We start from the raw sequence: 20,752 nt of genomic DNA on the forward strand, positions 1-20,752 counted from the left end.
CAATATGCCGCATTCAGAGAAAGCATCGTATAAACAGAAAAAGAAATGGCTCTCCACGGATCAATTCATGCCAAGATTGCTCCTGCTATTCGCCATCATTTCTATCTTCACAACAGTAGGTATCGTATTGATCCTGGTAATAGAATCCATTGGATTTTTCCGAGAAGTACCTATATTGGATTTTTTGACGGGAACGAAGTGGACCCCGCTGTTCTCCGAGCCTGAATTCGGTGTGCTGCCGCTTTTAACCGGTACGTTGATGATTACACTAATTGCAAGCATCGTTGCACTTCCTGTTGGCTTGGGAAGCGCCATTTATTTGAGCGAATACGCACCGGACCGCGTACGCACGGTTTTGAAGCCGGTGCTTGAAATATTAGCGGGCATTCCAACCATCGTATATGGATTCTTCGCCCTTACATTCGTCACACCCGTGTTACAGATGATTTTGCCCGCGACAGATGTGTTTAACGCATTAAGCGCAGGGATCGTCGTAGGAATTATGATTATTCCAATGATCTCTTCACTTAGCGAGGATGCCATGATGGCTGTTCCGAAATCGCTGCGCGCCGCTGCTTATGCGCTTGGATCGACCAAGCTGGAAGTAGCGATCAAGATTGTCGTACCAGCAGCATTCTCTGGAATTGTTGCTTCATTTGTTCTCGGTTTATCTCGGGCAGTTGGGGAGACGATGATTGTAACACTCGCGGCAGGTAACCTGTCACAGATGTCCTATAATCCACTAGAAAGTATCCAGACTCTTACAGCGTACATCGTTGCTGTGAGCTCGGGAGATACGCAGCACGGAACTGTTGAATATTTGACGATCTATGCAGTGGGTATTACGTTGTTCGTTATTACACTGCTAATGAATATTGTGGCAGGCTACATTTCCAGAAAGTTTAAGGAGGACTATTGATGCAGCCTTCTAATGAATTGAAGCATATTTTGAAGCGCAAACGGAAGAATCAACTATTTCACGGCTTATTCTTCCTGTCTACGAGCATAGGAGTTTTAGCATTAGTATTGCTTTTAGGACAAGTATTCATTAAAGGAATAGGGTGGATAAACTGGGATTTCATCACTAACTTCTCCTCGCGTATTCCTGAGAATGCAGGGATTAAAGCAGCAATCTTCGGTACGATTTGGCTTATGGCTATAACGACTCCGCTCACTTTTATTATTGGTGTAGCAACTGCAATTTATTTGGAGGAATATTCCAAGGATACTAAGCTAAGTCGAATTATTCAGACGAATATTGCTAACTTAGCGGGGGTTCCGTCTATCGTCTATGGTTTGCTTGGGTTAACGGTATTCGTTCGGGTATTGGGATTTGAGCGAAGTATTCTCTCCGGTGCTCTTACAATGACATTACTCGTGCTTCCGATCATTATTGTGGCTTCCCAAGAAGCGATCCGCGCTATCCCTATGAATCAGCGGCATGCCTCCTTTGCATTAGGAGCGAACAGATGGCAGACGATTGTCCGGGTAGTTCTTCCTTCAGCCATACCAGGTATTCTTACAGGGGCGATCCTTTCCTTGTCGCGAGCCCTTGGAGAAACTGCGCCGCTAGTCGTGATCGGAGCTGTGTCTTACATTGCTTTCCTTCCGCATTCCGTATTTGACGGTTTCACGGCGATGCCGATTCAAATCTATAGTTGGTCAAGCTTACCCCAAGCGGAATTCCAGAATGTTGCGGCAGCGGGTATTATAGTCTTGCTCCTTATGCTGTTAAGTATGAATGCCTTAGCGATCTATCTGCGCAACAAATATCAGAAAAAAGTATAAACGAAACGAAGCATACACTTGCAAATAAACTACTAAACATTCTAAGAGGGGGATCCTTCATGCCTATTATTGATATTGAGGGACTAAATTTACATTACGGAGAATTTCATGCTTTGAAGAACGTCAAGATGGTGATTGAAGAGAAATCCATTACTGCGTTCATTGGTCCGTCAGGTTGCGGGAAATCCACTCTTCTGCGTACTTTGAATCGGATGAACGATATGACCAAGGGTGTAAGAATTACCGGTAAAGTGATGATTAATGGAACGAACATTTATGATGCAGACGTGAATGTAGAGCTGCTTCGTAAAAATATAGGGATGGTTTTTCAACAGCCGAATCCTTTCCCGAAATCCATTTATGATAATGTTGCGTATGGTCCTCGTATTCATGGTGTAACCAAGAAGTCAGAATTGGACGATATCGTGGAAAACAGCCTCCGTTCTGCTGCATTGTGGGAAGAAGTAAAGGACTATATGAAGAAATCCGCTTATGGTCTATCAGGAGGCCAGCAGCAGCGGCTATGTATTGCTCGCGCATTAGCGGTTAATCCACAGATTCTCCTGATGGATGAGCCGACTTCGGCTCTTGATCCGATCTCCACCTTGAAGATTGAAGAATTGGTTCAAGAATTGAAAGATCAATACACGATCGTAATCGTGACGCACAATATGCAGCAGGCTGCACGTGTATCGAATCAAACTGCTTTCTTCCTCAATGGGGAAGTCATTGAATTTGCTGAAACCGTCAAGCTGTTCTCGAATCCGGAAGATCAGCGTACGGAAGATTACATTACAGGCCGATTCGGCTGATTATATCCATTTGGGGGGACTATTGTTATGGTAATGAAACGTCAACAGTTCGATACGGCCTTGAACGGACTTCGCAAACAATTAATCGAAATGGGCGGTAGTGTAGAACAAGCCATCATAGACTCAGTTCGATCATTGAAGGAGGGCGATCTCGAGCTCGCTCAGCAAGTCATTACATCAGATGCAGCCATTAACTCAAGGGAAGAAATGATTGTAGAGATCGGCACGAACTTAATTGCGACTCAGCAACCTGTAGCAAAAGACTTACGCAGAATTATTATTGCTTTCAGGATGGCGAGTGATCTTGAGCGAATGGCTGATCTGGCTGTTGATATCGCCAAAGTCACGCTTCGCATCGGAGATGAGCCGCTGATCAAGCCGCTTCTAGATATCCCAAGGATGGCCGAGATCGTTCAATTGATGACCCATGAGAGCATTGATGCTTATGTGAATGAGAATGTAGAGCTCGCCTACAAAATGGCTAAGATGGATGACGACGTTGACCAGCTTCACAGTCAAATTATGCGTGAATTATTCGTATTTATGGTTGATAAACCGAAGACGGTTAACCAATCCATGCTGTTATGCTTCGTAAGCAGATACTTGGAACGGATGGCAGACCACGCTACCAATATCGGTGAAAGTGTAGTGTATTTAGTGAAAGGGAAACGTCCAGATCTGAATTCTTAGTGATATTCGTTCTCTCCCCATCCGACCATTCACACACTGCGAGGGATCCTCATGTTCCGATTAGACAGCGAAGAGCTGGAGCATATTAAGTATCATTGGAAGAGAAGCCGTATAGGATTAGTTTATTTAGATATTATTCAATTCAATGAATGGGAGCAAGGCAGAGGAAGAGCCTATTGTGAACATGTTCTGTCTTCGATCAAGACATGTACATTGAAGCTCCAGGCGCAGAACCCTTCCATATTAAAAGTGTGCAGCATGAGCGACGATTTCTTGTTCTTCGTTGCCCTGAATCGGAAACAATCCGAGGACCGTCAGTCGAAAGATTTATTGGAAATGGCAATACGCATTAAGCTTGAGATTGAACGGACAATGCTTCCTATTGTTCGACAGAAAGAAACAGATTTATCGCTGGAGCTTCGTATGGGAACGTCTTTATTGTCTGATCAATTGGAGACCGACATGGATACCGTTATCTATAGAGCGGTCAAACAATCAATTGGCATGGCGAGGCAGCAGGAGGATTCGAATGTCTCCAGCAAAGTGAACGAATTTCTGGATATTATGGATAAGCAGCTTATATCATCCGTGTACCAACCGATCGTTTCTTTCGAGGATGCCCGGATTTTCGGATATGAGGCGCTTACCAGAGGACCATCGGATTCGATCTTCCACTCTCCGGTCTCTTTGTTCGAATTCGCTGAACGGGAGAATATGTTGTATACGTTAGACCGACTTGCGAGGGAGAAAGCTATTGCCGGTTGTATCGAGCTTCAGGACTCAGAGAAGGTATTTATTAATATTCCGGCTCATGTGATTCATGATCCGCATTTTACGCCGGGACAGACACTCAAGCTGCTTGAAGCTCGCGGTTTGAAGCCTCAGAATGTTGTGTTCGAAATTACCGAAAGAAGCTCAATCGAGGATTTTTCCACAACCAAGAAGCTTTTGCAGCATTACCGCAGTCAAGGCTACCAAATTGCGATTGATGATGCCGGTGCAGGGTATTCATCCCTCCAGGCCATAGCCGAGTTACAACCGGATTTTATCAAAGTAGACCGTTCCCTCATTCAAGACATCCACAAAGACAAGATCAAAGAAAGCATATTAGAAACGTTCGTCTCTTTCGCTGAGAAAATGAATATTCGAATCATTGCCGAAGGAATTGAGAAGACGGAAGAGCTAATGAAGCTGATGCAGATGGGGATTCATTTTGGACAAGGTTATTTAATCGCCAAGCCCTCCAAACAAATGATTTCTATGGACAAAGGCCTGACAGAACAGATTTTGCGGCAACGCAGATGGAAGAGCTCTAATGGGCGTATGACGATAGGTCAGCTCGCGACTCCTATAACAAGCTTCGAGCCAGAGACTTACATCTCAGAGGTAGCCAATTATTTCAAAGGGAACGAACGGGCCATTGGAGCAGTTATTGTCTCACGAGGAGTTCCCAAGGGGTTAATCATGAGGGACAAGCTATTCCAGCAGTTAGCTGGGCAATATGGAATCTCCTTGTATTGGAGCAGACCGATTAGCCAGCTGATGGATCAATATCCCTTGATCGTCGATGATAAGATATCGTTAGATCAGGTGTCGCAGATGGCTACCTCACGAGACATTAATCAACTGTACGATTACGTTATTATTACAAGTGAAGGCCGATATCTTGGAACGGCTTCCATAAGATCCATTCTGGAGTCTATTACGAAAGCCCGTGTGGAGTATGCTCGGGTTGCAAATCCATTGACGGGTCTCCCGGGGAACGTACAAATTCAACGCGAGCTGAGTAAGCGATTGTTAGAAGGCAGCGCTTTTTCCGTCATTTATGCCGATCTTGATTTCTTCAAATGGTTCAATGATCGCTACGGGTTTCACAAAGGGGATCAAATGATCCAGTTTACGGCAGACGTTCTGCAAGAGGCCTCTCGAACTTGTGGACATTCTTTCGATTTCGTAGGCCATATTGGAGGAGATGATTTCATAGTCTTAACGGACGTGGAATTCCCCAACCGATTATGTGAGGAGATTATCCGCCAGTTCGACCAGGGGGTAATTGCATTTTATGAAGCTGAAAGTCATGAAGTTGTTGATCGGGAAGGACGGATTACCGATGCGGAAGGCGTCAGTATATCGCTCTCACTTGTCGTGTGTACTTGTTATGCAGACCTGAACGCTGAACAAATCTCCCAGGAAGCAGCCAAGCTGAAGAAACAGGCCAAAGCTTATAAAGGCAGCATTTATTTGTATAAACATTTGAATGAGTACGGGGACGAGAGTCTGCCTCTCAAATATCAGGAAGCTTAACCTGCTTATACTCGAGTTTGGCCTTCAAATAAGTCTCCTAGCTGTTGAAATTGCCGTATGACTATAATTTTGTGTTTCCCAACTTTGCGTTGGGTTATTTTTTTGGGATTATGCTTGTTAAGCCAGATTGCTCTCATCCCGCATTTTAGCGCTCCTACAATATCGTTGGTCCATGAATCCCCTACCATAGCAGCCTGAGAGGGTTCCGTTGCTGTTCCTTTCAGCGCTTGCAGGAAAATAGCGGAATCCGGCTTACGATACTCTCCTTTTTTTGAAGTGAAAATACGTTCCCTAGGCAACTCCGCTGACAGTCCAAAACGGTGTATCATCTCTTCCTGAACATCTTTATTGCCATTGCTGATGATGCCTAATTGATGTTGCTTGGCAAGCTCGCGAATGGTATCTGCGGTATGAGGGAATAAGACGGCATGTTGGCGCTGTTGTTTTTTCATTTCACGGAAGAAGGATTGTACGAAGGAATCGTTAATTGCGAAGGGATAATGTTTCAACGCAGCTTTTAAGCATCCTTTGCGAAGCTCCATAACGGCTGCGCCCGAGTCACCGGACTGCGGCTTAATCTTAATCTTTCGCTTGTTCCATTCCGTCAAATACATTTCAACTGCCTTCTTCGGGGTTGCTTCTTGGTCATCCGATTCCCATCTTCCCGTGAAATCAATCAGGATGTTTTTGAAGCATTGTTCGAAGGATCGTTCCGGGTCTATCATAGTGTTATTCATATCCAGAAAAATGGTACGAACTGCTGGCGGCACAACTATTTTTTTCATGATGTCGACACCTCTCGTGATCTTGCTAATCGAGGGATAGCTAACTATCCCTATCCTTGATACATATGAAGCAGGTAAGCCGAATATGAAACTTTCCGATAGGACAACGTTCGAATCAGATAACTCGTTTTCGCGAACAGATAAGCTTTGTGCTATGATGTAACAAGGACTGTATATAATGAGGTGTATCCATGACCAAATTGATTATTATTGACGGCAATAGTGTCGCTTACCGAGCTTTTTTCGCACTGCCTTTACTTAGCAACTCATCTGGATTGCATACGAATGCTGTGTTCGGATTTACTACGATGCTGCTCAAATTAATTGAAGAAGAACAACCCACCCATTTTCTAGTCGCATTTGATGCCGGTAAATTAACGTTCAGACATAAAGGCTACGAGGATTATAAAGGAGGTCGGGCCAAAACACCGCCCGAGCTCTCCGAACAATTCCCTGTTGTTAAGGAATTGCTGCGTTCATTTGGTATTTCTCAATTCGAAATTGAAGGTTATGAAGCGGATGACATTATCGGCACGATGACCCGGCTAGCGGATGCGAATCAGTTCCCGGTTGTCATTGTATCTGGAGATAAAGATATGCTCCAGCTGTCTTCAGAATACGTTACAGTAGCGATTACTCGTAAAGGCGTTAGCGAAGTTGAACGCTTCACTCCAGAGCATATCCAAGAAACATACGGACTGAAGCCGCATCAAATTATCGATCTCAAAGGCTTGATGGGTGACGCATCCGATAATATCCCCGGTATTCCAGGAGTAGGGGAGAAAACAGCCCTCAAGCTCCTTCATCAGTATGGGAGTGTGGAGGGTGTGCTCTCCGCGGTTGAAGAAATATCGGGCAAGATGCAAGAGAAGATTCGTGAGCATGCTGCCAGTGCTACGATGAGCAAAGAGCTAGCCACGATCTATCGCGAGGTCCCATTGGACCTTCCTTGGGATGGGTTGAAATACGATGGTTATGATCCTCAGAGACTTGGCGATATATTCCGCAAGCTAGAGTTCAAATCGTTATTGGACAAGCTGGACCTTCCAACGTCACAACAGTCGGCAGAGCCTCAGGAGGACCTGACAATAGTTGTGCTGGATAGCGCAATTCTGCCCGATTTCGTGAAGCTGCTGCAGGAGGGTAATATCGAGACTCTGCATGTGGAGGCAATCGGGGACAATCCGCATATCTCAACTGTAGTTGGACTATCCTTTTATGCGGAAACCTGCTGTTACTACATGGCATTCCCATTATTGAAAGATGCAGTTGCTGAGCCTGTTCGAGCTTGGCTTGCGGACCGGGATGCCAAGAAGACGGTGTACGACATGCATCGAGCTGAGATTGCATTAAGCAGACACAGCATAGATCTGCAAGGAGTTAACTTCGATATTCTAATCGCGGCTTACTTGTTAGATCCTACTGAATCTAATCATACATTGAACGCTCTAGCACGCCGTTACGACAATCCCAACATTACTGCGGATGAAGATGTATTCGGCAAGGGAGCGAAGTTTAAGCTTCCTGAGGTAGCCGTACTTAGCGAGCACTTGTGCCGCAAAGCGGCTGTTATTCATAGACTTGTCCCTCTCTTGCGCGCTGACCTGGAGAAGAATGAGATGAATCATTTGTATTACGAGCTTGAGAAGCCTCTGGCTTGCGTCCTTGCCACTATGGAGAAAACAGGGATCACTGTTGATGCGGATGGACTCCGCAAGTTTGGCGGTGAGTTGGCCAAATCCGTCGATAAACTCGTGAATACAATCTATGAATTAGCTGGGACTGAATTTAATATCAATTCTCCCAAACAGCTAGGTGATTTATTATTCGATAAGTTGATGCTTCCCGTTATTAAGAAGACGAAGACAGGATATTCTACGGATGCTGAGGTGTTGGAGAAGCTGGCTCCTTACCATGAGATTGTCACAAGCATTCTACATTATCGTCAGCTGGCGAAGCTTCAATCTACTTATGTGGAAGGTTTGCTGAAGGAAATTCGTCCTGAAACAGGAAAAGTGCATACGTACTATCAACAAACCATTGCGGCGACGGGACGTCTCAGCAGTCAGTTTCCTAATCTTCAGAACATCCCGATTCGCTTGGAGGAAGGACGTAAAGTCCGCAAAGTATTCGTACCTTCAGAGCCGTCATGGTACATCCTTGCTGCCGATTATTCGCAGATCGAACTGCGCGTGCTTGCTCATATTTCCAAGGATGAGAAGCTGATAGAGGCATTCCAGAACAATATGGATATTCATACGAAGACGGCTATGGACGTATTCGGCGTACCGGAATCTGCTGTAGATTCCAATATGAGACGCCAGGCAAAGGCTGTTAACTTCGGTATCGTCTATGGAATCAGCGATTACGGATTATCACAGAACTTGAACATTACACGTAAAGACGCCTCCCAATTTATAGAGCAATATTTTGCCGTGTTCCAAGGCGTTCGTAAATATATGGATGATATTATTAAACAAGCTAGAACGAATGGTTATGTTACAACATTGCTGCAAAGACGCAGGTACTTATCTGACATCAATGCATCCAACTTTAACCTTCGTTCATTCGCGGAGCGTACGGCTATGAATACCCCGATCCAAGGGACAGCCGCGGATATTATCAAATTGGCCATGGTCCAGCTATCCGATCGGATGACTTCAGAGAATGTGAAGAGCCGAATGCTGCTCCAGGTTCATGATGAACTTGTATTTGAAGTGCCGAAGGAAGAACTGGAGCTTATGAAAGTACTCGTTCCGGAAGTGATGGAAAGTGCCTTGTCACTGGATGTTCCATTAAAGGTTGATGTCAATTATGGTGTCAATTGGTACGAAGCCAAGTAAGATTATGCTTACGAAGTGTACTTACTTCGACTTCATAATGCTTGAGAGGAGAAACTACACATGCCTGAATTACCAGAGGTAGAAACTGTCCGCAGGACGTTAAATGTGCTGGTAGCCGGCAAACACATCGAGAGAGTTACGGTTCATCTGCCTCGAATTATACAACGGCCTGATGATATTCATCAGTTCAGCCTGATGCTGCAAGGTCAGACGATTAACACTGTTGAGCGAAGGGGCAAGTTTCTCCGTCTTGTAATGGATCAGTTGGTCCTAGTATCCCATCTGCGGATGGAAGGACGATACGGGTTGTACAGTGCTGATGAGCCCTTGGAGAAGCATACACATGTTGTGTTTCACTTCGATGACGGTACCGAGCTTCGCTACAAGGATGTTCGCCAATTCGGTACGATGCATCTGTTCGCCTTGGGTGAGGAGGACACGTTGCCGCCGCTCAACAAGCTGGGACGTGAGCCGCTTGATGCAGCCTTCACGCTTGACGATTTCCGAGTGAGGGTAGCATCGCGCACCACCAAGATTAAGCCGTTGCTTCTCAATCAAGAAATCATAACAGGGATCGGTAATATTTATGTGGATGAATCGCTGCATCGCTCGGGTATACATCCTGAACGGACTGCCAATTCTTTAAGCCGTAAGGAGTTAGCCAGCTTACATGAGGCCATCGTCACTATTCTGCAAGAAGCTGTTGATGCTGGGGGATCTTCCATCAAATCCTACGTGAATGGTCAAGGGGAGATGGGAATGTTCCAACAACAATTATTAGTGTACGGTCGGAATGGCCAACCATGTACACGTTGCGAGCAATTGATCTTAAAGACAGTTGTCGGCGGTAGGGGAACGCATTTTTGTCCGGCCTGTCAGAAGCAGAAACAGAATCGTACGAGAACAGCAACGAATCGATAAGCACTTTTTCGTTCTCTCCGCCATATAGTGGGTAGGAGCCTAGAGCGTGGAGGAATGTGCTTATGCTGTCTATCATTTCGTTGAGCTTCTTAGCATTAGCTGTCAGCTTGGACGGCTTCGGTGTGGGTATGACCTATGGACTGCGAAGAATTCGAATTCCATTTCTATCGATCATGATCATTTCGGGATGTTCTGGACTTATTTTCTGGATGGCCATGCAATTAGGAGGGTTCGCTTCGAAATTCCTTTCCCCTCATGTCGCAACCGTGGCAGGAGCTCTGATCCTAATCGGGGTCGGGATATGGGCACTTACCCAAATATTCAGGAACAAATCGGGCACCGAAAGTCCTGAGGAACATATCGAACGATCGCTCCCAAGTCTGGACGTAACTGGAAAAGTAGATGTTCATCGAGCAACAGTGGCGAATGAATCCAATGGGGAAATACGGACGGTTGTCGTAATTGAATGGAAACGTATTGGTCTGGTCATTCAGATTTTGCGGAAGCCTGCACTAGCCGATATGGATCGTTCTGGAATTATTTCGGCATCAGAGGCTGTGCTGTTAGGGATCGCACTATCATTGGATGCATTCGGAGCAGGAATAGGAGCTGCATTTATAGGCTTCACCTCTTTACTGACTGCTGTATTAATTGCTTGCTCAAGCGGATTTTTTATTGCAACGGGGCTTCGGGTGGGGACCCTATGTGCGGACCGGGCATGGATGAAGAATTTGTCGTTCTTACCTGGAGTTCTCTTGATTATAATGGGACTAATGAAATTGCTGTAGGAATGGGGCGTGAGAAGTTGAATATTGGATTAACCGGAGGAATCGCATGCGGGAAAAGCACAGTAGCTGCGATGCTGGTGCGCCGAGGCGCATATCTTATAGACGCCGATCAAATTGCTCGGGAAGTAGTACTCCCGGGCACCCCTGTTCTTAAGCAAGTAGCTGAGAGATTTGGGGTAGATGTATTATTACCGGATGGAAGCTTGAATCGCAAACGACTAGGTGAGATGATTTTCAATCAGACTTCAGCACGTAAGGATTTAGAGGCCATTCTCCATCCACCCATTCGTGCTTCAATGCGAGAGCAAATGGCGGCTTTGGAGCTTGCTGAACCGGACAAGCTTGTTGTCGTTGATGTTCCTCTTTTGTTTGAATCACAGCTTTCTTATATGTTTTCGGAAGTGCTATTAGTCTATATCCCTGCAGCTTTACAGTTGGAGCGATTAATGAAGCGTGATTCCCTTACTCAAGAGCAAGCGGAACTGCGGTTATGTTCACAAATGCCGATTGAGGACAAGAAGCTGTTGGCTGACATTATTATTGATAATAGCGGAACGTTAGAAGAGACCGAAAAACAGGTTGAAGCATTCTGGTACAGAAAGGGATTGGGATGAAGTTTTTTCGAAAAAAACGTATATTTGCTTTGTTGCTGTTACTTTTTGTTGTGTTTCTGTTCTATAATACGAAGCTTCTGGGAACATGGATGTACCCGATTTATTATAAAGACGATATAAAGATTAGCGCTCAAAATTATAGTGTGGACCCCTTTCTTATTGCAGCGATCATTCGGGTTGAGACGAACTACAATCCAGATAAGACGTCTCGAAAAGGGGCGATTGGACTTATGCAGCTCATGCCGGATACTGCTCAATGGATTGTAGACAAAGCGGATTATTCGGATCGAACGTTGAATGCACTGGAGAGACCGGATGTTAATATAGAGGTCGGGGCTTGGTACTTAAATTCCCTCTCTAATCAGTTCAATGGCAACCGCATTGCTATGTTAGGAGCTTACAACGCTGGCCCAGGCAATGTTCGTAAATGGTTGCAAAATAACACTTGGGACGGTACGCTCAAGAATATCGATCAGATTCCTTTTGGGGAGACTCGTCACTATATCCAACGAGTGATATACTATCACAATAAGTATTCGAATCTTTATCAGGAAGAGTTAGGTCTTGCGCTTTCTTCAGAACGTTAATATAGTGCCGGACAAGCTCCGTATTAGAGCAATCCGACACTTCCATAAATTGTGATTTTTGTGATTAGTAAGAGGAACCTGCTAACGTTTGCTCAGCGATTTGTACCAAACGGCGAGTTATACTTCCACCTATTGAACCTGCGTCACGAGTAGCCATATTTCCATAGTATCCGTCTTGCGGAATGGAGATACCCAGCTCCTGGGCAACCTCGTACTTCAGTTGGTCCAAAGCTTGATTTGCCTGTGGGACTACAAGAGAGTTTCTTGATGCCATTATGTTCACCTCCTTGTCGTTCGTAAATGTATTATGCTCGTGTGAAAATAAATCATTCAGAGAATACTTGGAAAATAATGCGAGCACCAATAGAAGGAGGGAAGACGGATGAAATGCCCATTTTGCGACAATGCAGGCACAAAGGTGCTGGATTCTAGACCTGCCAATGAGAACAAATCCATTCGCAGACGAAGAGAATGTGATCGATGCTTGAGAAGGTTCACTACCTTCGAGATGATTGAGGAAACTCCGCTAATCGTAATCAAAAAAGACGGAAGCAGAGAAGAGTTCAGCCGGGACAAGATGTTGCGAGGGCTCATACGAGCGTGCGAGAAACGTCCTGTTTCTATGGAACAATTAGAGTATATCGTATCAGAGGTAGAGAAAGAATTACGCAGTCAAGCTCATGCAGAAGTAGCAAGCCGCGAGATAGGCGAGCTCGTTATGGAGCAACTGCATCCTGTTGACGAAGTGGCTTTTGTCCGGTTTGCTTCCGTCTATCGTCAATTCAAAGACATCAACATGTTTATGAAGGAGCTAACGCAACTGCTAGGGAAGCATAATTCGGACGGAGTACCCAAACCTTAAAAGAAACAAGGACCCATCCTGACGGATAAGGTTCTTGTTTCCTGTTGTTTACTGCGGGCGATTTGCGCCCATAAGGGCGACTGCTGGTATGTCCTCAAGCAAGCTATCCTCATTATCATCGTATGTGGGATCGTTATTCTTGATGGCAGCAGCTTCGCCTTCTGTCAAATGTCTGGTGTTACCCGTGTATTTCGGTTCCATTGCTTTGATTTCTTCTGGATCCATCTTAGGGTGCCACCTCCTTCGCTGATTAGAATCCCATGATTCAGGAACGACTATACGGATACGTTACGAAAGGTAAGGATGCATATAATGGACAACAAGCACAATAACTTAATTCCGGTCTATATATTGGCAGGTTTTCTAGGAAGCGGGAAAACAACCCTTCTTCTTCATTTGCTTGAGCAAGCCAAGCAGCAAGGGATGAAAGCGGCTGTCCTAATGAACGAGATTGGCGATGTCAATCTGGATGGACTAGAGGTTGAAGCCGATATTCCGATGAAGGAAATGTTAAGCGGCTGCATATGCTGCACGGTCAGCGGAGATTTGAGCATGGAGATTCTTAGACTGGCGGAGGAACACCAACCAGATGTAATATTCGTGGAGTGCTCAGGGGTAGCTAATCCGATGGAGCTTCTCGATGGAGTTACAGAAGCTTCATTGTTAGTAAGAATGGATGTTAAAGGCATCGTAACCGTCATGGATGCTGCCCACCTGCTGGAACAAAATGAGACGGCAAAAGGTCAGACATATCGATTAATGAAGGAACAGCTGCGCGCCGCATCCCTCATTGTATTGAATAAGATGGATCTAGTTTCATCGGAGCAAGCACAATCACTGCTTACTCTTATCCAGGAATGGAACGAACGAGCGCAGATCGTACAGACCGTAAAATGTGAGTTGGAATGGAATCTGGTATGGAGCTTGAGCAGCCGTCCTAGCAGGTCAGAGCAAAAAAACAATGTGCCGGATGTTGAAGGGCCCAAGCCGCTATTTCCTTTTCACCCTTCACATAACCATGTAATGGTATTCACTCACTATATGGATAAGCCAGTAGATAGTGAACGCTTCGAACAATTCATGCAAACGATGCCTGCAGAAGTGTATCGAGCCAAAGGAATACTAACATTTACCGATACCAATTCAAGATTCATGTTCCAATATGCTTACCGTCAACTGGATTTCATGAAGATTATGCCTCAGAAAGAAGTTCCTGATGTGGCAGTGTTTATCGGAGAACATTTTGATGCGGAAGTAGTAAAGCGGAATCTGGAGGAATTGTTGTAAGAGTCTTCAAGAGGATGAACCGAGAGTCAGCTTGCGAAAGACTATCTTCCACTCAGAGTCAACGTCCAGGAGCTCTAGTAATTGATCGGCCCTGTTCTTGAACAGGGTCATAATAATTAAGGCGTACTCTATGCAGCCGCATCGTTCTATATATTCCATGCATGCTTCTTTGTGATTCAGAAACTCAGCTTGACTGATTTTTCCCTCGTAATAATTCTGAAGGGGTGCAAATCCTTCTCCCTCATCGGCTAACATATACAACACCGGTAATGTTTTTTTCTTCTGCAATAAATCACTTTTCGTTTCCCAATTTTTTACATCTTGTATATCATTTCTGATCTGACATATAATTCCAATCGTATCGGCCAACTCGTCCATTACTTCGGATGTTGCCTTGTCTTGAACCCCAGCAGTTGAATAGCCAATAAAACATGAAAGTCTTAGAAGTGAACCTGATTTCTCTCGAATCATAGTCATATAATCTTGCTCGGATTGGATCGAATTGCTTAGATCGAGATGTTGACCAAGAACAGAGGCAGACAACAGATTGCTAATCTTCAGAAGTGCTATTGGCTCGCTTTCGTGTTGTACAAGGGAGCCAAGTTCTCCAAGCGTTGCGAAAATAAGGGACAACACAGCGTTCAGGGCGTAACGAGGATCGCTTTGCATCCAAGGGACATCGGGATTATCTCCGTCCTGCAGATCATCCACAACGTCCAATGCGAGTAATAACATCTCTGTCACGGCAGCAATTCGAGTGATATTCGGGGAAGAACCCATGAACATACGATGCGTTACCGTCGTAAGCTCGGCCCAGATAGATTGCTCTACGATTTTGCGCTGAAAAAAAAGTTTAAGTAGGGCGTTAAGAGTGCTGCCTGATGTATACCGATCGGCTATTCGGTTCAATTCTAGCAAAGTTTCCGCATTCATTATGATTCCCCTTTAATTGAATGTACATAGTAATCACTTTGTATGAACTTCTCAATGGCTTGAATGCGGGATTGGACATTGAGCTTTTGATATATTTTCTTCAAATAATTGTCGACGGACCTTTTGCTAATGCGGATAAACGCGGCGATTTGTTCGTGGGTTTCACCTCTGACAAGCAAAACCATAATTTGTACTTCATCAGGAGTTAGAATGGACTCAACATCCAATCTTCGGGTGACACGTCTAAGCTGGTGAAAGAGAGACAGGGGGATCATCGTATGATTGTTCATGATGCAATGCACTAATTGAATAATCGTGCTTTCACTTGATTCTTTGGACAGAATGCCGCTAACTTGAAGCTCCAGAAAATTATTCATGAGATCACTAATGTCTTTACCAGTAAAAATTACGATGTGGATGTGCGGGAAGTTTTCCTTGATCGTCGCTGCGAGTTCTGTCCCGAATTGATCGGGCAATTGGTAATCAAGGAAGATAATATCAAGATCGTGCGTATGTATGGCATTCATGCATTGGTGGGCATTTCCTACAACTCCAACTACCTCAATTCGTTCAATTTGCTCCAATAATTGTTTCGTGGCTTGGGCAAATAAAGGGTGGTCATCCACTACAAGCACCTTCATTAACTTGCTCACAACAGACATCACCTCTTAGACAGGAATGGGTTAGGGCTCTTAATCTTTCATAATCTTATCAAATGATAGTGAAATTGTATATTGGGGGCAAGCTTCTGCATAAGCTCTCCGTTTTACATCTTAATGCAGGATATAATGCAAATTATTGTAAATAAGAATGCACGGTGTTGCAGTAGGAATGTGCTGAGTTTGATTGCAACTAGTACTATTATAGTAGTAAGAGATGGGAAGCAATTACAGAATTAGAAGGGAAGTAACATGAACAAACTCAGAGACGATCACTTAATTGATGTGTATTTGCAGGCCGTTGAAATGGAGCTTGAAGCTGATTTTATTCACTTGCTATACTCCGAAATAGAGAAGCGCAAACTTAAAGTCAATAACGAGTATAAGAACCTGATGTGGTTATAAACCTTCCACTCTCTTAATTTCATAAATGGACAGTTTACTATACTAGTAACTGTGTCCTTTTTATAGTAACTCTCATACTATGTACTATCTCAAACTAGGAGGTAGTTTCATATGTCTATTCGTAGAGTTGTAAGAACACGTAATCTTGGAGGCCATTTCAGTAGAGGGAATCGCAGTAAAAGTCATCGCAGTCGTGTTAATCGCAGTCGCGGTGATCGCAGTCGTGTTGATCGCAGTCGCGGTGTGCGAGGCATAGGGTCGGTTTGTTTCCCTCCCTTCCCTCCATTCGGCTCGATAATTTGCCGCCGCAGAAGTAATGGCATTAATCCGGATCGCAGTCTTGGAAGACGGCGTGACAAGAGCCGTGGCGATTGCGAATGTGACGGCATAGAGTAAAGCATGTTATTAAGCCTATCTAACCTAGATAGGCTTTTTTGTATCTAACGGAGGAAGGGGGAGGGTCGTAATGGATCTGCCTGTTCGACAAATTGTTATTGAAGAGGATGAACTTAGGCAGTTGGAACACAATGTGTGGAATAATAAATTCGTGGCTGCCTTTATGATCGTCGGCGGTGTCAGGGAACCAATCAAGCTTCGTTATCGTGGCGGACATACACGAGATTATCCTAAGAAATCGTATGATATTATAAGAAAAGGCAAGACGATTCATCTTAATGCTGAATATGATGACCCCTCGATGATCCGCAATGCCTTGTCTTTCCGTTTTTTTGAATGGATTGGTGTACCTAGTCCTAAGACGAATCATTGTTTAGTGAGGCTTAACGGTAGAAACATAGGGGTCTATCTTGAGATTGAAGCGGTTAACTCGCGGTTCTTCCTGCGTAGGCATATTCCAGTACGGGCACTTCTGTATGCAGTGAACGACAAGGCTAATTTCAGTCGAATGGATCCCGATACGCATAGTGTCAAAAAGTCCATGACGGCAGGATATGAGCTTATTATTGGGGGGGACTTGGAGCGAAGAAACTTGCAGACATTTATCTCCAATTTGAATAAGCTGCCCTCCTCCAAGCTGGAGCCATTCCTGTACAGTAAACTAGATGTTAACAATTACTTGCACTGGCTGGCTGGAGCCGTATTTACTGGGAATTATGACGGATTTGATCAGAATTACGCAATCTATAGGCATAAATTGAAAGGCTGTTACCGAATGGTTCCTTGGGACTACGAAGGTACTTGGGGAAGGAACTGTTATGGTAATACTTGTGGAAGCGATTTAGTACGGGTCCGAGGCTATAATCAGTTAACTCGAAAATTGTTAGCCATTCCTAGAGCTCATTCGCGCTATAAGGAAATCCTCAGTACCCACCTAGATTCTACATTCACACTGAGAAAGCTAGACCCAGTAATAGAGGAAATGGTGGAACGTATTGCTCCTTATATTTATAAAGACAAGGAACGCAAATGGTCCTATTCTTTGTTCCGAAATGAACCCAAGTTTATTAGGACGTACATTCAAGAAAGGAGGGAAATCATAAACGACGCAATTGGGATAAAAGTGTAATTTTGGGCCCGAAGTCCTAGATTCCATAAGGTTTCGGGCCTTATTGGCTGTTTTTGTTACATAGGATGTCAAGAACTAGCAATTATCTTGCTAGGCTAGAAGAATTGTATTGTCAATAGTGCTAAAAGTGGTATATTTATAGTAGTAGAATTTTTCCTATTATAAAGGGGTATTGAGTCTAATGGATTTTTTGTTGTTTGTTTTATTCTCTTCTATGGAATACCTGGCTATATTTGCTATAATGTTTGCATTGTTTAGATTTGAATACAAGTTTTACCATAATAGTGTCTTATTTATATGTGGAGTTTTATCATTCGTTTCCTATTCCTTAAGATATGGTTTCGATCAAGATTTTTTAGGCCCAATTGTGCATATAATTCTAATTTTTGCATTCTTGTATTACATCTTTCAGGTACAAGTTTTTTACTCAGGGATCATGTCTGTAACAGGCTTTTTAGCATATGGAATAATTCAAACCATCACTTTAGTTATTCTGAGTTTTTCAGGAGTTGTAACATTTGGTGAAACTCAACCAAACACTTGGGGTGGTTATCTGATCCAAATCATTTCTTGCCTACTAGCTTTCACCATTACATTTCTGATAAAAAAGAAAAATTTTGGATTTGCATACGTCCCTCATGGACAACGTGCATTTGTTGCTTATAAAGGGCTCAATAAAATTTTTCTTTATTTTATTATTCTTGGCACAATAGCTATATCAGTTTTAATTGAACTTGAAAATAAACCCTTATTATTATTAATGACAGGGGTACTAATTGCAATATTTATTGTAATTATCTATCTTTCAATTAGAAAGGAATACAGTAATGATTGATTCAATTGCTGGAAGGATAGCTACAAGCATTAAGAACGCTAATCCAGAAAAGACGGCTAGTATAGATGTAATGCGATATGCACTAATATTGTTAATTAATACATCAATAACAATAATTATTGCCCTATCTGTTGGATTATTTACTGGTAAGTTAATAGAAACCATTTTGTTCTCACTTGCTTTTATTATATTAAGAAGTGCCACTGGTGGATTCCATCTTGATTCTTCAGTTAAATGTACAATTGTATCCACTTGTATGGCAAGTCTATTTCCACAAATACCCATTACATATCAAATGATGTTTATTTTCCAAGTTATTAGCTTAATTCTAATTCTGATTTTTGCACCTGCAAATATTGAGGGACAAACAAGAATTCCGCCAAAATACTACCCTCATTTAAAAGTATTTGGTTTATTGCTAGTATCTAGCAACTTTATTTTCACGATTCCCGTTCTATCATTTGGATTTTTTGTACAATCGCTTACACTAATTAATTTTCAAAAAAGGAGGTGAAAACATTGAAAAAATTAATGGCTAAATACTCGTCCTCAGTTTTGTCTGTAGTCGCTGTAGCATTTGTTAGTGTTGCTTGCCCATTATGGGTACATAACCCAAAAGTACCACAAGAACTTCTTAGAAAATAATATTCATTTAAAAATGAACCAACAAGGATAGAGGCGCTGAGCTTCTACCTTTTTTTCTTTGATCCTAGATTGAATAACGAACACTTAAACTTCCCTTTAGCGAGTCTCACTACGAACGAGTAATAATACCGCCGCACATTTTGGACATATACATACATAAAAGTAGCTCCTTTGTCGCAAATTACTAAAGCGCTTACAACTAAGAAGAATTACAATATCATTTGCTGCAAGGAGCTGGTTGAATCCTTATGACAGTGAGAAGGCGCTTTAGACTCATTGTTTTGTTTAGTATGCTATTTGCAGGAGCAGCAATCATTATTAAGCCTCCGTTCAACGTTCAAGCGAACGATAAATTTCAAGCCCTGTCATCGCCAATGGACATGAGAACAGCGGCTTTAATTGAGAATATAACCCAACAGTCCGTTTTGCTCCCGAGATCACAACCTGTTAGGTATAATACATTCTTCGGAGCAAGCAAGAGGGGCCCAGTCATTCCTGGTCTTGCTCAGGACTTGATTCCACAAGGAATAACCTATGATAGTACTCAGGACTGGTTTCTGATATCTTCTTACCGTAAAAACAAAGCAGCTATGATTACTGTGGTCGATGCTGCAACGGGTACTTTTGTGAAATCGATGTCGATCTATAACTCGGACGGTACTCCATATTTGGGACATGCAGGTGGGATTGCAGTTACTCCAACGGACGTGTGGGTTGTATCAGGTGCTTATGTGAACCGCATCCCTCTGCATAGTATTCAAGAGATGGATTTTAACAATCGGGTCTATATAGAGGATCGATTTCGGACGGGGGTGCGCTCATCTTTTACAACTTATGCGAACGGTATTTTGTGGATCGGGGAGCATCATAATTATTCTCGTTTTGTAACAGACGTATCGCATTATAAAGTGACTCGCGCCGGAACCACCAATCACGCATGGATGGTGGGGTTTGCACTTGATGCAACTGGAAGGTTGCCATCCGGTACAAAAAACGATGATTCTACTGCCGTCACCCCAGACTATATTGTGTCCATACCTGATAAATTGCAAGGAGCGGCAATTCTATATGATAACAGTATCGTCTTGAGCCGCTCGTATGGTCGAACCGTGGACTCCAGATTACTGTTCTTCGAGGATGTATTAAGCCAATCTCCCCACTACTATTCAACAGTGAACGGGATTACCGTGCCGTCATGGTTCTTGGATAGGTTCAGTCTGAAGGCGAATGTGGTCGCTCCGCCGCTGGCAGAAGGGGTGGTCGAGAGACAACATACGCTTACCGTTTTGTTTGAATCCGGAGCAGCAGCCTATCGTTCTACGACAACATATCCGATTGACAGGCTATATCATGTTGATTGGAGTAAGTTTTATTGAGCTTGGATGGAGATCTCCACGGATGATTGGAGATGCTCCACTTTTTTGTGCTTATTTGGAAAGTGTAAGCTTTTGAGAATGTAAAGAAATCTA

The 20,752-nt window shown here is 43.5% G+C and carries 24 protein-coding genes; 19 read left to right on the plus strand and 5 right to left on the minus strand.

The window, feature by feature from the left end; all coding sequences use genetic code 11:
- Positions 1-4 precede the first annotated feature (4 nt).
- The 5 genes from pstC to AC58QD_RS17920 are packed head-to-tail and all read left to right on the plus strand — an operon-like array spanning position 5 to position 5,594.
- Positions 5-919, plus strand: coding sequence for a phosphate ABC transporter permease subunit PstC (gene pstC, locus AC58QD_RS17900; RefSeq protein WP_497335678.1), 915 nt, complete (start codon positions 5-7; stop codon positions 917-919).
- Positions 919-1,788: a phosphate ABC transporter permease PstA gene (gene pstA / locus AC58QD_RS17905; RefSeq protein ID WP_497335680.1), complete on the plus strand. Its 870-nt coding sequence runs from the start codon at positions 919-921 to the stop codon at positions 1,786-1,788. The genes pstC and pstA overlap by 1 nt, the downstream gene beginning before the upstream one ends.
- A 59-nt stretch (positions 1,789-1,847) precedes the next feature.
- Positions 1,848-2,600, plus strand: coding sequence for a phosphate ABC transporter ATP-binding protein PstB (gene pstB / locus AC58QD_RS17910; RefSeq protein WP_497335682.1), 753 nt, complete (start codon positions 1,848-1,850; stop codon positions 2,598-2,600).
- A 27-nt stretch (positions 2,601-2,627) separates the two neighbouring features.
- Entirely contained in the window at positions 2,628-3,290 is a 663-nt protein-coding gene (phoU, locus tag AC58QD_RS17915) for a phosphate signaling complex protein PhoU (RefSeq protein ID WP_497335684.1), read from the plus strand.
- A 51-nt stretch (positions 3,291-3,341) separates the two neighbouring features.
- Positions 3,342-5,594 carry a GGDEF domain-containing protein gene (locus AC58QD_RS17920; RefSeq protein WP_497335686.1) on the plus strand — a complete coding sequence of 751 codons (2,253 nt, stop codon included), beginning with the start codon at positions 3,342-3,344 and terminating at the stop codon, positions 5,592-5,594.
- A gap of 5 nt (positions 5,595-5,599) precedes the next feature.
- Here the strand turns inward: AC58QD_RS17920 and AC58QD_RS17925 are convergent, their stop codons facing one another.
- Positions 5,600-6,379 carry an HAD family hydrolase gene (locus AC58QD_RS17925; RefSeq protein WP_497335688.1) on the minus strand — a complete coding sequence of 260 codons (780 nt, stop codon included), beginning with the start codon at positions 6,377-6,379 and terminating at the stop codon, positions 5,600-5,602.
- 191 nt (positions 6,380-6,570) lie between these two features.
- On the opposite strand from AC58QD_RS17925, the gene polA reads away from it, so the two are divergent.
- From polA to AC58QD_RS17950, 5 genes are all read left to right on the plus strand, one after another.
- Positions 6,571-9,222, plus strand: coding sequence for a DNA polymerase I (gene polA / locus AC58QD_RS17930; protein ID WP_497335690.1), 2,652 nt, complete (start codon positions 6,571-6,573; stop codon positions 9,220-9,222).
- Positions 9,223-9,282: 60 nt separating this feature from the next.
- The gene (gene mutM, locus AC58QD_RS17935) at positions 9,283-10,143 is read left to right on the plus strand and encodes a DNA-formamidopyrimidine glycosylase (RefSeq protein ID WP_497335692.1); all 861 of its coding nucleotides are present in this window, start codon (positions 9,283-9,285) and stop codon (positions 10,141-10,143) included.
- Positions 10,144-10,205: 62 nt separating this feature from the next.
- Positions 10,206-10,931 carry an MntP/YtaF family protein gene (locus tag AC58QD_RS17940; RefSeq protein ID WP_497335694.1) on the plus strand — a complete coding sequence of 242 codons (726 nt, stop codon included), beginning with the start codon at positions 10,206-10,208 and terminating at the stop codon, positions 10,929-10,931.
- A 17-nt stretch (positions 10,932-10,948) separates the two neighbouring features.
- Complete coding sequence (gene coaE / locus AC58QD_RS17945; protein ID WP_497335696.1) at positions 10,949-11,545, plus strand: dephospho-CoA kinase; 597 nt, start codon at positions 10,949-10,951, stop codon at positions 11,543-11,545.
- Positions 11,542-12,132, plus strand: a complete 591-nt coding sequence (locus tag AC58QD_RS17950; RefSeq protein WP_497335698.1) for a lytic transglycosylase domain-containing protein — start codon at positions 11,542-11,544, stop codon at positions 12,130-12,132. The genes coaE and AC58QD_RS17950 overlap by 4 nt, the downstream gene beginning before the upstream one ends.
- 64 nt (positions 12,133-12,196) lie before the next feature.
- On the opposite strand, the gene AC58QD_RS17955 is transcribed toward AC58QD_RS17950, so the two are convergent.
- Positions 12,197-12,406, minus strand: a complete 210-nt coding sequence (locus tag AC58QD_RS17955; protein WP_497335700.1) for an alpha/beta-type small acid-soluble spore protein — start codon at positions 12,404-12,406, stop codon at positions 12,197-12,199.
- Positions 12,407-12,514: 108 nt separating this feature from the next.
- On the opposite strand from AC58QD_RS17955, the gene nrdR reads away from it, so the two are divergent.
- Positions 12,515-12,994: a transcriptional regulator NrdR gene (gene nrdR / locus AC58QD_RS17960; protein ID WP_497335702.1), complete on the plus strand. Its 480-nt coding sequence runs from the start codon at positions 12,515-12,517 to the stop codon at positions 12,992-12,994.
- 48 nt (positions 12,995-13,042) lie between these two features.
- Here the strand turns inward: nrdR and AC58QD_RS17965 are convergent, their stop codons facing one another.
- Positions 13,043-13,219: a hypothetical protein gene (locus AC58QD_RS17965; protein WP_497335704.1), complete on the minus strand. Its 177-nt coding sequence runs from the start codon at positions 13,217-13,219 to the stop codon at positions 13,043-13,045.
- An 87-nt stretch (positions 13,220-13,306) separates the two neighbouring features.
- On the opposite strand from AC58QD_RS17965, the gene AC58QD_RS17970 reads away from it, so the two are divergent.
- Positions 13,307-14,281 (plus strand): CobW family GTP-binding protein, encoded by a 975-nt coding sequence (locus tag AC58QD_RS17970; protein ID WP_497335706.1) that lies wholly within the window; start codon positions 13,307-13,309, stop codon positions 14,279-14,281.
- 6 nt (positions 14,282-14,287) lie between these two features.
- Here AC58QD_RS17970 and AC58QD_RS17975 read toward each other — a convergent pair whose 3' ends face one another.
- Positions 14,288-15,214: a polyprenyl synthetase family protein gene (locus AC58QD_RS17975; RefSeq protein ID WP_497335708.1), complete on the minus strand. Its 927-nt coding sequence runs from the start codon at positions 15,212-15,214 to the stop codon at positions 14,288-14,290.
- Positions 15,214-15,867, minus strand: coding sequence for a response regulator transcription factor (locus tag AC58QD_RS17980; protein ID WP_497335710.1), 654 nt, complete (start codon positions 15,865-15,867; stop codon positions 15,214-15,216). Before AC58QD_RS17980 ends, AC58QD_RS17975 begins: the two co-directional genes overlap by 1 nt.
- Positions 15,868-16,125: 258 nt before the next feature.
- Between AC58QD_RS17980 and sda the strand changes: the two genes are divergently transcribed.
- The 7 genes from sda (at position 16,126) to AC58QD_RS18015 (ending at position 20,659) form a co-directional block, all read left to right on the plus strand.
- Entirely contained in the window at positions 16,126-16,278 is a 153-nt protein-coding gene (sda, locus tag AC58QD_RS17985) for a sporulation histidine kinase inhibitor Sda (protein ID WP_497335712.1), read from the plus strand.
- Between the two features lie 111 nt (positions 16,279-16,389).
- The gene (locus AC58QD_RS17990) at positions 16,390-16,674 is read left to right on the plus strand and encodes a hypothetical protein (protein WP_497335714.1); all 285 of its coding nucleotides are present in this window, start codon (positions 16,390-16,392) and stop codon (positions 16,672-16,674) included.
- A gap of 70 nt (positions 16,675-16,744) precedes the next feature.
- Positions 16,745-17,803 carry a CotH kinase family protein gene (locus tag AC58QD_RS17995; protein WP_497335716.1) on the plus strand — a complete coding sequence of 353 codons (1,059 nt, stop codon included), beginning with the start codon at positions 16,745-16,747 and terminating at the stop codon, positions 17,801-17,803.
- A gap of 181 nt (positions 17,804-17,984) precedes the next feature.
- Positions 17,985-18,638, plus strand: coding sequence for a hypothetical protein (locus AC58QD_RS18000; RefSeq protein WP_497335718.1), 654 nt, complete (start codon positions 17,985-17,987; stop codon positions 18,636-18,638).
- Positions 18,631-19,152, plus strand: a complete 522-nt coding sequence (locus AC58QD_RS18005; RefSeq protein WP_497335720.1) for an accessory gene regulator ArgB-like protein — start codon at positions 18,631-18,633, stop codon at positions 19,150-19,152. Before AC58QD_RS18000 ends, AC58QD_RS18005 begins: the two co-directional genes overlap by 8 nt.
- A 17-nt stretch (positions 19,153-19,169) precedes the next feature.
- Entirely contained in the window at positions 19,170-19,283 is a 114-nt protein-coding gene (locus AC58QD_RS18010) for an AgrD family cyclic lactone autoinducer peptide (protein ID WP_497335884.1), read from the plus strand.
- A 248-nt stretch (positions 19,284-19,531) separates the two neighbouring features.
- Positions 19,532-20,659: a hypothetical protein gene (locus tag AC58QD_RS18015; protein WP_497335722.1), complete on the plus strand. Its 1,128-nt coding sequence runs from the start codon at positions 19,532-19,534 to the stop codon at positions 20,657-20,659.
- The last annotated feature ends 93 nt before the right edge of the window (positions 20,660-20,752 follow it).

It is taken from the genome of Paenibacillus sp. J2R1T-4, from assembly GCF_059692235.1.

Bases quoted from the DNA above. Each gene is read 5' to 3' on its own strand.
- nrdR (WP_497335702.1), top strand. From the start codon at position 12,515: ATGAAATGCCCATTTTGCGACAATGCAGGCACAAAGGTGCTGGATTCT.
- AC58QD_RS17975 (WP_497335708.1), bottom strand. From the start codon at position 15,214: ATGAATGCGGAAACTTTGCTAGAATTGAACCGAATAGCCGATCGGTAT.
- polA (WP_497335690.1), top strand. From the start codon at position 6,571: ATGACCAAATTGATTATTATTGACGGCAATAGTGTCGCTTACCGAGCT.
- AC58QD_RS17955 (WP_497335700.1), bottom strand. From the start codon at position 12,406: ATGGCATCAAGAAACTCTCTTGTAGTCCCACAGGCAAATCAAGCTTTG.
- pstA (WP_497335680.1), top strand. From the start codon at position 919: ATGCAGCCTTCTAATGAATTGAAGCATATTTTGAAGCGCAAACGGAAG.
- pstB (WP_497335682.1), top strand. From the start codon at position 1,848: ATGCCTATTATTGATATTGAGGGACTAAATTTACATTACGGAGAATTT.
- AC58QD_RS17995 (WP_497335716.1), top strand. From the start codon at position 16,745: ATGGATCTGCCTGTTCGACAAATTGTTATTGAAGAGGATGAACTTAGG.
- AC58QD_RS17950 (WP_497335698.1), top strand. From the start codon at position 11,542: ATGAAGTTTTTTCGAAAAAAACGTATATTTGCTTTGTTGCTGTTACTT.
- AC58QD_RS17990 (WP_497335714.1), top strand. From the start codon at position 16,390: ATGTCTATTCGTAGAGTTGTAAGAACACGTAATCTTGGAGGCCATTTC.
- AC58QD_RS18005 (WP_497335720.1), top strand. From the start codon at position 18,631: ATGATTGATTCAATTGCTGGAAGGATAGCTACAAGCATTAAGAACGCT.
- AC58QD_RS17925 (WP_497335688.1), bottom strand. From the start codon at position 6,379: ATGAAAAAAATAGTTGTGCCGCCAGCAGTTCGTACCATTTTTCTGGAT.
- AC58QD_RS18015 (WP_497335722.1), top strand. From the start codon at position 19,532: ATGACAGTGAGAAGGCGCTTTAGACTCATTGTTTTGTTTAGTATGCTA.
- pstC (WP_497335678.1), top strand. From the start codon at position 5: ATGCCGCATTCAGAGAAAGCATCGTATAAACAGAAAAAGAAATGGCTC.
- AC58QD_RS17965 (WP_497335704.1), bottom strand. From the start codon at position 13,219: ATGGATCCAGAAGAAATCAAAGCAATGGAACCGAAATACACGGGTAAC.
- AC58QD_RS18010 (WP_497335884.1), top strand. From the start codon at position 19,170: ATGGCTAAATACTCGTCCTCAGTTTTGTCTGTAGTCGCTGTAGCATTT.
- AC58QD_RS17940 (WP_497335694.1), top strand. From the start codon at position 10,206: ATGCTGTCTATCATTTCGTTGAGCTTCTTAGCATTAGCTGTCAGCTTG.
- sda (WP_497335712.1), top strand. From the start codon at position 16,126: ATGAACAAACTCAGAGACGATCACTTAATTGATGTGTATTTGCAGGCC.
- AC58QD_RS17970 (WP_497335706.1), top strand. From the start codon at position 13,307: ATGGACAACAAGCACAATAACTTAATTCCGGTCTATATATTGGCAGGT.
- phoU (WP_497335684.1), top strand. From the start codon at position 2,628: ATGGTAATGAAACGTCAACAGTTCGATACGGCCTTGAACGGACTTCGC.
- mutM (WP_497335692.1), top strand. From the start codon at position 9,283: ATGCCTGAATTACCAGAGGTAGAAACTGTCCGCAGGACGTTAAATGTG.
- AC58QD_RS18000 (WP_497335718.1), top strand. From the start codon at position 17,985: ATGGATTTTTTGTTGTTTGTTTTATTCTCTTCTATGGAATACCTGGCT.
- AC58QD_RS17920 (WP_497335686.1), top strand. From the start codon at position 3,342: ATGTTCCGATTAGACAGCGAAGAGCTGGAGCATATTAAGTATCATTGG.